Source organism: Streptococcus sp. 27098_8_12 (assembly GCF_041432115.1).
GTDB lineage: Bacteria > Bacillota > Bacilli > Lactobacillales > Streptococcaceae > Streptococcus > Streptococcus parasanguinis_V.
The window spans coordinates 1-10,864 of record NZ_JAPVZA010000030.1; the positions used below are offsets into that span (position 1 = coordinate 1).

At 41.6% G+C, this 10,864-nt stretch carries 13 protein-coding genes; 11 read left to right on the forward strand and 2 right to left on the reverse strand.

All coding sequences use genetic code 11. The features are described from left to right. The first annotated feature begins 73 nt into the window (after positions 1-73). The 11 genes from O3629_RS09895 to O3629_RS09945 all read left to right on the forward strand — a co-directional run bounded on the left by O3629_RS09895 (position 74) and on the right by O3629_RS09945 (position 9,280). Positions 74-1,285, forward strand: coding sequence for a phosphopentomutase (locus O3629_RS09895; protein ID WP_003003757.1), 1,212 nt, complete (start codon positions 74-76; stop codon positions 1,283-1,285). A gap of 1 nt (position 1,286) precedes the next feature. After that, the gene (locus O3629_RS09900; protein WP_195487172.1) at positions 1,287-1,832 is read left to right on the forward strand and encodes a DUF1697 domain-containing protein; all 546 of its coding nucleotides are present in this window, start codon (positions 1,287-1,289) and stop codon (positions 1,830-1,832) included. A gap of 12 nt (positions 1,833-1,844) precedes the next feature. Next, positions 1,845-2,654 carry a purine-nucleoside phosphorylase gene (locus tag O3629_RS09905; protein ID WP_003003514.1) on the forward strand — a complete coding sequence of 270 codons (810 nt, stop codon included), beginning with the start codon at positions 1,845-1,847 and terminating at the stop codon, positions 2,652-2,654. Between the two features lie 4 nt (positions 2,655-2,658). Next, positions 2,659-3,891: a chloride channel protein gene (locus O3629_RS09910; RefSeq protein WP_371609128.1), complete on the forward strand. Its 1,233-nt coding sequence runs from the start codon at positions 2,659-2,661 to the stop codon at positions 3,889-3,891. Continuing rightward, the gene (locus O3629_RS09915) at positions 3,888-4,601 is read left to right on the forward strand and encodes a type 1 glutamine amidotransferase (RefSeq protein WP_371609129.1); all 714 of its coding nucleotides are present in this window, start codon (positions 3,888-3,890) and stop codon (positions 4,599-4,601) included. The genes O3629_RS09910 and O3629_RS09915 overlap by 4 nt, the downstream gene beginning before the upstream one ends. Positions 4,602-4,816: 215 nt before the next feature. Beyond that, complete coding sequence (gene deoD / locus O3629_RS09920) at positions 4,817-5,527, forward strand: purine-nucleoside phosphorylase (protein ID WP_371609130.1); 711 nt, start codon at positions 4,817-4,819, stop codon at positions 5,525-5,527. Further along, positions 5,527-6,294, forward strand: coding sequence for a hypothetical protein (locus tag O3629_RS09925; RefSeq protein WP_368397455.1), 768 nt, complete (start codon positions 5,527-5,529; stop codon positions 6,292-6,294). Before deoD ends, O3629_RS09925 begins: the two co-directional genes overlap by 1 nt. Beyond that, entirely contained in the window at positions 6,295-7,026 is a 732-nt protein-coding gene (locus tag O3629_RS09930; RefSeq protein ID WP_371609131.1) for an NAD-dependent protein deacylase, read from the forward strand. It begins immediately after the preceding gene. A gap of 124 nt (positions 7,027-7,150) precedes the next feature. Next, positions 7,151-8,122, forward strand: coding sequence for a hypothetical protein (locus O3629_RS09935; protein ID WP_371609132.1), 972 nt, complete (start codon positions 7,151-7,153; stop codon positions 8,120-8,122). Positions 8,123-8,266: 144 nt separating this feature from the next. Then, entirely contained in the window at positions 8,267-8,875 is a 609-nt protein-coding gene (locus O3629_RS09940) for a hypothetical protein (RefSeq protein WP_371609133.1), read from the forward strand. A 3-nt stretch (positions 8,876-8,878) separates the two neighbouring features. After that, positions 8,879-9,280 carry a hypothetical protein gene (locus O3629_RS09945; RefSeq protein ID WP_371609134.1) on the forward strand — a complete coding sequence of 134 codons (402 nt, stop codon included), beginning with the start codon at positions 8,879-8,881 and terminating at the stop codon, positions 9,278-9,280. A 198-nt stretch (positions 9,281-9,478) separates the two neighbouring features. Here O3629_RS09945 and O3629_RS09950 read toward each other — a convergent pair whose 3' ends face one another. Together O3629_RS09950 and O3629_RS09955 are read right to left on the reverse strand one after the other, a co-directional pair. Further along, the gene (locus O3629_RS09950) at positions 9,479-10,198 is read right to left on the reverse strand and encodes a hypothetical protein (RefSeq protein WP_371609135.1); all 720 of its coding nucleotides are present in this window, start codon (positions 10,196-10,198) and stop codon (positions 9,479-9,481) included. A 5-nt stretch (positions 10,199-10,203) separates the two neighbouring features. Further along, positions 10,204-10,422 (reverse strand): hypothetical protein, encoded by a 219-nt coding sequence (locus tag O3629_RS09955; protein WP_371609136.1) that lies wholly within the window; start codon positions 10,420-10,422, stop codon positions 10,204-10,206. Between the last annotated feature and the right edge of the window lie 442 nt (positions 10,423-10,864).

Consider the following 10,864-nt stretch of genomic DNA (forward strand, 5'->3'; position numbering starts at 1 on the left):
GATCAAATAACGGCTCTCTTCTTATAGGGATATGGTATAATATAGCTAGTTTAATAAAGGAAAGAGGCAGTATATGTCAAAATTTAAACGCATGCACTTAGTTGTGCTGGATTCAGTTGGGATCGGTGCTGCACCAGATGCCAATAACTTTGTCAATGCAGGAGTTCCAGATGGAGCATCTGATACATTGGGTCACATCTCTAAAACTGTCGGTTTGAATGTACCAAACATGGCAAAAATCGGTCTTGGAAATATCCCTCGTGAAGTACCATTGAAGACTGTGCCAGCTGAAAGCAACCCAACTGGCTATGCGACAAAATTGCAAGAAGTCTCTCTTGGGAAAGACACCATGACTGGTCACTGGGAAATCATGGGGCTCAACATTACAGAACCGTTTGATACCTTCTGGAATGGTTTCCCTGAGGAAATTTTGACTAAAATTGAAGAATTCTCAGGACGTAAGGTCATCCGTGAAGCTAACAAACCTTATTCTGGTACAGCGGTGATTGATGACTTTGGACCACGTCAAATGGAAACTGGTGAGTTGATCATTTATACATCAGCAGACCCTGTCCTTCAAATCGCAGCCCACGAAGACATCATTCCTTTGGATGAACTCTACCGTATCTGTGAATACGCTCGTTCGATCACCTTGGAACGTCCAGCTCTTCTAGGCCGTATCATTGCTCGTCCTTATGTTGGGGAACCTGGAAACTTCACACGTACAGCTAACCGTCGTGACTTAGCTGTTTCACCATTTGCGCCAACTGTTTTGGATAAGTTGAACGAAGCGGGTATCGATACCTATGCAGTTGGTAAGATCAACGATATCTTCAACGGAGCTGGTATCAACCACGATATGGGCCACAACAAATCAAATAGCCACGGTATGGATACCTTAATTAAGACCATGGGACTTCCTGAGTTCCAAGAAGGGTTCTCATTTACCAACTTGGTAGACTTTGATGCTCTTTACGGCCACCGTCGCAATGCTCACGGCTACCGCGATTGCTTGCACGAATTTGATGAACGCTTGCCAGAAATCATTGCAGCCATGCGTGAAGATGATCTCTTGATGATCACGGCAGACCACGGAAATGACCCAACCTACGCTGGTACAGACCATACACGTGAATACATCCCATTCTTGGCTTATAGCCCATCCTTCAAGGGCAATGGTGTGATTCCAGTCGGACATTTCTCTGATATCTCTGCGACAATTGCTGAGAACTTTGGTGTTGAAAAAGCCATGATCGGTGAAAGCTTCTTAGACAAACTAAACTAAGATGGCACGCTTCGCTCTCCTCGTAAGAGGGATCAATGTTGGCGGGAAGAATAAGGTCGTGATGGCAGAGCTTCGAGAGGAGCTTCAAACGATCGGGCTGGATGAGGTAGAGACCTACATCAATAGTGGCAATATCTTCTTTGAATCTGCTGCTTCTAAAGAAGAATTGGTAGATTTGCTGGGACATTTCTTTCGTGATCACTATCCCTTTATCCAGTCTTTTTCTCTCTTTTCAGCTGAGGACTATGCGCAAGATCTCGCTGCTCTACCAGCCTGGTGGCAGGAGGATCTGGCCCGCAAGGATGTTCTTTTTTACACAGAAGGCCTTGATCAGGATGCTGTCTGGGAGCTGGTCTCCTCTTTTTCACTCGGTGATGAAATCATCCATCGTGGGAATCTAGGGATCTACTGGGGCAAATACTCAGAAGAGACCTATACAAAGACAGCTTACCACAGACAAGTCCTCAAGATGCCGGATTACCGTCTGTTGACCATTCGCAATGCCAATACATTTGACAAAATTGGCCAATTTTTAAGGAAATCATAAAGGAAATATGCAATGACATTATTAGCAAAAATCAATGAAACAGCTGCTTTTTTGAAAGGCAAAGGAATGGAAGCACCTGAGTTTGGCTTGATCCTTGGATCAGGTCTTGGAGAACTGGCTGAAGAAATCGAAAATCCAGTCGTAGTAGACTACTCTGAAATTCCAAACTGGGGTCGTTCAACGGTTGTCGGCCATGCCGGTAAATTAGTCTACGGTGAGCTTGCTGGACGCAAGGTTTTGGCCCTTCAAGGACGTTTCCATTTCTACGAAGGAAACCCACTAGAAGTGGTGACTTTCCCAGTTCGTGTCATGAAAGTTTTGGGCTGTGAAGGGGTTCTTGTTACCAATGCTGCCGGTGGTATCGGCTTTGGTCCTGGTACTTTGATGGCCATCACAGACCACATCAATATGACTGGTCAAAATCCATTGATCGGTGAAAACTTGGATGACTTTGGTCCACGTTTCCCAGATATGTCAAAAGCCTACACTCCAGAATATCGTGAGACTGCTCATAAAGTAGCAGACAAATTGGGTATCAAATTGGATGATGGTGTTTATATCGGTGTAACTGGCCCAACATACGAAACTCCAGCTGAAATCCGTGCTTACAAGACGCTTGGTGCAGATGCTGTCGGTATGTCAACCGTTCCTGAAGTCATCGTTGCAGCGCATTCTGGCTTGAAGGTTCTTGGTATTTCATGTATTACCAACTTTGCGGCTGGTTTCCAAGAAGAGCTCAACCACGAAGAAGTAGTAGAAGTGACAGAGCGCGTCAAAGGCGACTTCAAAGGATTGCTAAAAGCGATTCTTGCTGAACTCTAATCCAATGAAAGTACGACTCCAAAGGCTGCCCTACGGACTGAGGTTTCTTCTAGCCACCTTATCATTAGGGATAGGGACGGGTCTGGTCGGAATTGCCTGTCATTATCTACTAGAAGGGGTGCAAGAGCTGGCCTTTGGCCAAGCTAGTTCGGATTTGCTCCAGCAATTTCAAGAAGCTGGAGGTCTCCGTAGATTTCTGGTCTTGTGTGTGACTGGGTGCTTAGCAGCTGGCTTCTGGTATGTCCTGCAAAAGCGTTATCAGATCCTGTCTATTCGCCAGCAAATTGACTTAGCTGGAGACAGGGAGCCAGCGCCCTTAGCCTATCTCCTTCATGCAGGAATGCAGGTGGCAATTGTCGGAGCAGGTGCATCGGTCGGAAAAGAAGGAGCCCCACGTGAGGTCGGGGCTCTTCTAGCTGGTCGGTTGTCGAAGGGATTCTCTCTAGCTCTCAAAGAGCGGAAAGTCTTGATCGCCTGTGGTGCTGGAGCTGGTTTAGCTGCGGTCTATCAGGTCCCCTTTGCCAGCAGCTTGTTTGTCTTTGAGACCTTAGGACTCGCCTACAGTTGGCAGAATCTTCTACTGGTTTTGACCAGTACTTATCTGGCCACCTGGGTCGCTCAGCCCATCGTTGGTCAGGAGGCCATTTATCACCTGTCCGCAGTCTCATGGTCGGCTAGCAGCTTCTTACAGGCTATTGTGATTGCTTTCTTGGTCACTCCCTTGGCTCTGGTCTTTGCTTTCCTCGCCAAGCGGGCTAGTCACAAACGGCGGAAGGACGGGACGGTCCTTTGGGCTCTTCCTCTAGCCTTTCTAGTGCTGGGGAGCCTAGTAGCCTTTTTCCCTATCTTTATGGGAAATGGCCAGGTACTAGCGCAAGCCCTCTTGTCTAGTCAGCCGATTCCTTATCTTCCACTGACTCTTGCAGTGAAGGGGCTTATGGTTTACCTCCTCTTGCGCAATGGTGCTTATGGGGGTACCTTGACACCATCATTTGCCCTTGGGATTGGCTCTGGCTATCTAGTGACCTTGCTTTTGACAGTCCTTGGGATTCATCTGGATCCAGCTATAGGGATGTTACTAGGAGCGACAGTCTTTTTAGGGACGACCCTAGAAGCTCCTTTGACAGCTATTGCCCTGAGCCTTGGATTTACAGGCCAAACTTGGAGTTTGACAATCCCGCTTGCACTTGCGGCTGGTTTGTCTTACGTGATTCAAAAGAAATGGGAGAAGAAATGATGAAGGTACATTTTGTACTGCATGAAACCTTTGAAGTGCCGGGCGCTTATCTAAAATGGGCACAGGAGCGTGGCCATCAAGTGACCACGACTAAAGTCTATGAGAATGAAACCTTACCAGAGTCAGTGGATGAGATTGACTTTTTGATCGTCATGGGAGGACCTCAATCGCCAGATGAAGATCGAGAAGCTTTTCCATACTACGATCCTCAGGCAGAGATTGAACTGATTCAAAAGGCCATGAAGGCAGATCGTTATATTGTTGGGGTCTGTCTGGGTGCCCAGCTCCTGTCTGTTGCCTATGGAGCGAAGTATGAGCACAGTCCGGAACGTGAGATTGGGGTTTATCCAGTGACCTTGACGCCTGAAGGACTCACAGATCCACATGTCGGTGAGTTTGGAAAAACTCTTGAAACTGGCCACTGGCATGGTGATATGCCAGGATTGACAAAAGATGCTGTTGTTCTTGCTACTAGTCAAGGGTGTCCACGTCAGATGATTCGCTTTAGTCCGAAACATTATGCCTTCCAAGCTCACTTGGAATTTGATTCGGAAGCAGTTGATCTCTTGATTGCAGCGGACGGTGAAGATGTTTTGGAAGAACAAAGTCAAAACCTGACCTTTGTTCAAAAACCCGAAGCCTTTCGTGCTTACGATTATCGAGAAATGAATGCCAAACTCTTTGCGTTTTTGGACTCATTAACAAAATAAATATAAAAATGAAAGGAAGAGCATGTGTTCTGATTTGAACACGAGCGGAAAGCTTTTCTAATTACTCAATAAAAAAAGAAAGGATGGGTTAACCGTATTCGCTGAACTGAATACGGGCGGAGAACTGTGTAAAAAAGATAAACTGTCTAGCATCTGCGATACGTCGTCAGTTTCCTATTTTTACTTTGTTCTCTGTCGCCCTTTATATCTTAATTATGTCTATCCATATTGCTGCTAAGCAAGGTGAAATTGCTGATAAAATTCTCCTTCCTGGAGATCCTCTTCGTGCGAAATTTATTGCTGAGAATTTCCTTGAAGACGCTGTCTGCTTCAACGAAGTCCGTAACATGTTTGGTTATACAGGGACTTATAAAGGTCACCGTGTATCTGTCATGGGTACTGGGATGGGGATGCCATCGATCTCTATCTATGCGCGTGAATTGATTGTCGACTACGGCGTGAAGAAATTGATCCGTGTGGGAACGGCTGGTTCTTTGAACGAGGATGTGCATGTTCGTGAATTGGTCTTGGCACAAGCTGCCACAACCAACTCAAACATCATCCGCAACGACTGGCCTCAATACGATTTCCCACAAATCGCTAGCTTTGATCTTTTAGACAAGGCTTACCACATTGCCAAAGACCTTGGCATGACGACTCATGTCGGCAATGTCTTGTCATCAGATGTCTTCTATTCAAACTATGGTGAAAAGAACATCGAGCTTGGTAAATGGGGTGTCAAAGCTGTAGAAATGGAAGCGGCAGCCCTTTACTATCTTGCTGCTCAACACCATGTGGATGCCCTTGCTATCATGACTATTTCAGACAGTTTGGTCAATCCTGATGAGGACACAACCGCTGAAGAACGTCAAAATACTTTCACAGACATGATGAAAGTTGGTCTTGAGACCTTGATTGCAGACTAATGACAAAATTCTTTCATGATGAATGGCTCTACGATCTCCAAAATTATCACTACAGCCGGGCTCTGCGCTCTATCAAGCAGCAGGAAGAAGTACCGGATTTGTTGGTGAGCTTACTGCAGTTAATGGCGGAGCGTCGAGAGCTTAATATCCAACCCGTCATGAATCAAAAGTTGAGAACCGAGTTGCTAGAGGCGACTGGTTTTCAGCTTTTTTGGCATGAAGATCCAGAAGATGAGCAGTTGGCTAACTACCTCTATGACTTAGAGGCGAAGTTGCGAAATGAGCAGATTATTGACTTTGTTCGTGCCGTCAGCCCAGCCATCTATCGGATCTTTATGCGATTGATTCAGTTGAAAATTCCTGATATTACCAACTATATTCATAACTCCAAAGAATCGAGTTATGACCGTTGGAAGTTTGAGAGCCTGCATGCGTCCGACAACCCTATCCTGCAGCAATTCCACAGCGAAAGTGTGGTCAATTCATCCAGTTTGACGGAGTTGATTGTGCAGTTGGATTTGCCAGATAGCGTCAAAGTTGCGGCCCAACAATTGCGGGAGTTAGAAAAATCAGTTCGCAACCCCCTGGCCCACTTGATCAAGCCCTTTGATGAAGAAGAGCTCCATCGGACGACGGGTTTCTCTTCTCAGGATTTTATGAAGAATTTGATTGACCTTGCAAGCTACACAGGCATCCATTATGATCAAGCTAACTTTTATTTTGATCAGGCCAATGCTGTCATGGAAGAGCTACTAAAGGAGAAGTAGATGGATAAGATTGCTCAACTACAGGAGATGATTGATCAGAGTCAGCGGATCGTGTTTTTCGGAGGGGCAGGAGTTTCCACGGAGTCAAATATTCCGGATTTTCGAAGCTCAGACGGTGTCTATAGCGTTCAGGTAGGGCGGTATTTGACAGCTGAGCAATTGGTCTCCCATACCATGTTTGAGCGTTATCCAGAGGATTTTTTCGACTTCTATAAGAAATACCTACTCTACCCAGGTGCCAAGCCCAATGCTGCCCATCGCTATCTCGCGTGGCTTGAAGAGACTGGTAAGCTCAAGGCAGTGGTGACACAAAATATCGATAGTCTCCATGAAATGGCTGGTTCTAAAAAAGTCTTGAAGCTCCATGGTAGCGCCGACCGCAATTACTGTACGGGTTGCCAGCGTTTTTATGATTTGGAAGCTTTTTTAGCTTTGGAAGGACCGGTTCCACACTGTCTGGACTGTGGCAAGGTGGTCAAGCCTGATGTGACACTCTACGAGGAACCTCTCGATATGGAGGTCTTTAGTCAAGCAGCCCAAGCCATCCAAGAGGCTGATCTCCTGATTATCGGTGGAACCTCTCTTGTGGTCTACCCAGCAGCTAGCTTGATCCAGTATTTCCGAGGGAAGAAGCTGGTTGTCATCAATAAAACCAGTATCCCACAAGACAAGCAAGCAGACCTAGTTATCGAAGGAAAAATTGGGGAAGTCTTTTCACAATTAAGACAATAAAAGAACACCTGAGAGAAGTGGAAATCCACTTGTTTCAGGTGTTTTTACGTCTCCCTTTGGACTAGAGCTATAAGAATGTAGTTGATTATGATATAATGAAATAAATTTTCTTAAGGAGGGCTGTATGAAAAAGTTGAAGTTGAAGAGGAAATATGTATTTCTTGCTTTAGTGAGTCTGTTTATTGGCTACATCGGTCTTCGGTATTATATCAAGCCAGATTGGTTTGATTCAGAGTATACTTATCATAAGGTCTATCAATACAAAGTTAGTAAAATAAAACCACAGAAAAAGATTATCAAAGATATTAACATCGAAATTATCCATGATAGAGAAGAGCAAAGGCCTACAGATGGAGAATGGAAAGAGACCATACGAACAGATATAGATAGATATCGTAAAGACCCAATATTACATGTGACTTTTACTGATAACAGTAAGGCGGATATTCCCTTACGAACAGATTCAATTGGTCCGGCATTTAATTGGAAAAATTTGGATGATGAATTATATAAAAAATTATCGTTTCGTTTCCCGTTAGTAGAACCGATTGATGTTGTTCAATATCATTCTTTAGAATCTGTTCTAATGCTCTATCAGGGAGATACCTTATTTCAAATTCCAGAGAAACAAACAGTGATTCAATTTCAGGTGAAAAATCCAAATAATGGTAAGCTCCAAACTTACTATCAATATGGTTCAGAACCTAAATTTAATTATTTTCGACCAGTATTCTTTTTACAAAATAAAGCACAGTTATTTAATGAAAAGCCAGAATTTTTTAATGCTTATAACCAATCTAGTCAAAAGAATTATTGGGATAGAGATTTCGATTTTAGACATGCTAATTTATCTATTTCACAAGAGTATCGTTATTATCGTTTATTTTATTCCGATCGATTAAGCAATCAGCCGGTTGGAATTAGCCCTACGGGACATACATTTAAAACAACGATTACAGATACCTATATTTTACCAAATGAAGATCAGCGTAGCGAGGGTGAAAAAGTTATATCAAAATCGAAAACATACACTGATCAAACTGAATACACGCATGAAATTCTTGACAGAAAAAAACCAAAAATCATAGTAGAATAATACAAGCTGGAGTTTAGTTTATTTCAATTCTAGAGTGAAACACTTCAACATTTTTATGGATCATATTTATATCAGGTCAATAGATTAGATTGTTCGGGTTTCTTCCTTATGTTATAATGTATTCAATTTTCCTAGGAGGTGAAGATGAAGAAGTTTAAAAAAATATTACCACTCATTTTGGTAGTTATAGGACTATCCTTTTTTGGACTTTATCACTATTTGAAAACATCTGTTGATCCTGGTTTATTTGATAGGAATGATCAGTATATTAGAGTTTACAACTACAAATCAGAGAAGATCAAGCCCAAAAAAGCAAAAGTGAAAGAAATTAATCTTGAGTTTATATACGACGATAAGGCTGCTGTTTCTGATGGATTGACTTGGTCGGAAGATCTTCGGTCTGATATTGGTCCTTATGACGGTGGAGACGTCATTTTACATGCCTTGTTAGAAGATGGCTCAAAAATCAGAATCCCGCTCCAAAAGGCCTTTCATTTAGGTCCAACATTTAGTCGCGATTTAGATCGCAATGATAAATTTGAGGTGAAAATGCTCCCTAGATTCCCGAAATTCAGTACAGAGTATAATCGAAATTATTCCTTTGCTTATTTTAGTGGAATGATGTATGTCGGGGACACCCTCTATCAAGCTCCTGAAACAGAAGCTGTTACGCGTTTTGACCTAAAGAATCCAAAAACAGGAAAGTTACAAACCTACTATGAATATGGTTATTTGCCAGAGAAAACAGATTAGCCTGTGTTTGTAAAAACTAAAAAGAATGTGAGTCAAACAGACATGCAATCTTTTTATGATGATTACCATCATAGTTGGAAGGGCTACTGGGACAGGGGAGTTGATTCCATCCCTAAAGAGTTGACTAGCACCTACCCATATCAATTTCACTATTATAAATGGTTCTATTCAGATTCTCTATCAAATCTCCCTCTGAAAATAGATCTCACAGGTTCTGAATTTAAAACAACCGTCACTCGAACGCAGCTGATAAAACCTGATCAAAATGATCAGATGAAAGTGCGGACAGCCACAAAAACCTATACAGAGAAAAATAAAGAGGAATACGTGCAAGAAGTCCTCGGTAAACTAAGGGAGTTCAAAGATATTAATGATCTAGCAAGGTATGAAAAGGAACATAAGTAAGAAACAAGAGGTTTCAATCTTGTTACTAGAGTCCATATTTAGGAGATGAAGAAGAAATTGTTTAGTCAGTTTGTTTATTCCCTAAAGTCTGAGTGGTTTGATTTAGAACACATACCGAATTGAATAACGATGAATAGATTAGTGAAGTTTTAAATCCCAATAAAAACAAGTCCAAATGATTTTCATTTGGACTTGTTTTTACAGAAGGATTTTTAAGATAGGATCTCCGAAGTCATCGTCAAGAAGATTGAGTTCAGAAAAATTATAACTTTTGGCGATGGCTTTTGGATCGATTCTTCCAACTTTAAAGATGCTTTTGTTTTCCTTTATAGTGGTAGTTTTAGGTGTTTGTCGGATTAAATCCGGTAGTTCGTCAATGATCCGTTTGTACAATTGGGGATAGTCGTGACCAACTTCTTGTTTTAATTGGTTTTCCCGCTCATCGATTCTTCGATTGAGATCATTTATGTCAGGCTCAGACCATTTAGACGTGATCGTGAATGAATAACCTTTGGAAGTGGCTGTATCCATATGTACTTTATAACCAGATAAATCAGTGATAAAAGTTTCCGTGTAAGCCCGTTGAATGGATTCCAATTCTTTTTGACTAGGGGTGTAGTATAGGTTTATAGATTTACTCATTGCCTTAGTCTTATAAAGAGTACTCTCTTTTATTTTCTTGTTGAATTCATCCTTTAGTTTCTTTTCAACAATTTGGTTTACATCTTCTAAATTGGACGGTTTTTCAGAAGTCGTAAAGGTCTTTTGAAGAACGGTTTTATCAGTTTCATCTTTCTTTTGAATGAGATAAACCAGCTTATAGTTGGAATGGGGCTTACCATAGAACCATAAGACGTTTTTGCCTTCTGAAGACCATTCTTTCTTCTGAATGGTGATTTCTTGATTCTTTTCATCCACAAGGCTTATTTTTCAGTAGAGTAATCCTCAAGATTTTTTTCTGAAACAGCTACAAAATACATCTTGTTCGATTTTTGAAAATTTGAAGTATTTTGTTCATTTTCAAATACCCCATTACCAACGTTTTCAACGCTGATAGATGGACTTAAAAAGTAAATAAGAAGCAAAATCGGAATCAGAATCGAGGAAATCCATATCAGTCTTTTCTTAATTTTTTTACTCATACATCCTCCAATGATAGTGTGATATTCTAAAAGGCATCTGTAAAAACAGCGCCATAAGGATAGCAAGTTAAACTCTATTTTATCATAGGTGATGCAGAATAGCTATCGTTATTATGAAACCTCACGTGCAACTGAATCATTGCCTTTAACGAAAAAGAATAGAGATTCAAGTTTGTTTCAATTCAAAACTTAGGATAGATTTTGAAAAAAGCAAGTGTTTATGGTTTAATGGAATGGAGTTCTATTATTATCACATGATTTTTCAGGAGGTGACGATGAAGAAGTTAAAAATTAATGATAAACACATCTTTTTTGCGTTGGTCAGTTTGTTTATTGGATATATTGGCCTTCGGTATTATATCAAGCCAGAATGGTTTGATTCAGAACATATTTATCATAAAGTATACAATATAAAAGTTGCTTATAAAAAGAGCCAGAAGAA

Bases quoted from the DNA above. Each gene is read 5' to 3' on its own strand.
- O3629_RS09895 (WP_003003757.1), top strand. From the start codon at position 74: ATGTCAAAATTTAAACGCATGCACTTAGTTGTGCTGGATTCAGTTGGG.
- O3629_RS09900 (WP_195487172.1), top strand. From the start codon at position 1,287: ATGGCACGCTTCGCTCTCCTCGTAAGAGGGATCAATGTTGGCGGGAAG.
- O3629_RS09905 (WP_003003514.1), top strand. From the start codon at position 1,845: ATGACATTATTAGCAAAAATCAATGAAACAGCTGCTTTTTTGAAAGGC.
- O3629_RS09910 (WP_371609128.1), top strand. From the start codon at position 2,659: ATGAAAGTACGACTCCAAAGGCTGCCCTACGGACTGAGGTTTCTTCTA.
- O3629_RS09915 (WP_371609129.1), top strand. From the start codon at position 3,888: ATGATGAAGGTACATTTTGTACTGCATGAAACCTTTGAAGTGCCGGGC.
- deoD (WP_371609130.1), top strand. From the start codon at position 4,817: ATGTCTATCCATATTGCTGCTAAGCAAGGTGAAATTGCTGATAAAATT.
- O3629_RS09925 (WP_368397455.1), top strand. From the start codon at position 5,527: ATGACAAAATTCTTTCATGATGAATGGCTCTACGATCTCCAAAATTAT.
- O3629_RS09930 (WP_371609131.1), top strand. From the start codon at position 6,295: ATGGATAAGATTGCTCAACTACAGGAGATGATTGATCAGAGTCAGCGG.
- O3629_RS09935 (WP_371609132.1), top strand. From the start codon at position 7,151: ATGAAAAAGTTGAAGTTGAAGAGGAAATATGTATTTCTTGCTTTAGTG.
- O3629_RS09940 (WP_371609133.1), top strand. From the start codon at position 8,267: ATGAAGAAGTTTAAAAAAATATTACCACTCATTTTGGTAGTTATAGGA.
- O3629_RS09955 (WP_371609136.1), bottom strand. From the start codon at position 10,422: ATGAGTAAAAAAATTAAGAAAAGACTGATATGGATTTCCTCGATTCTG.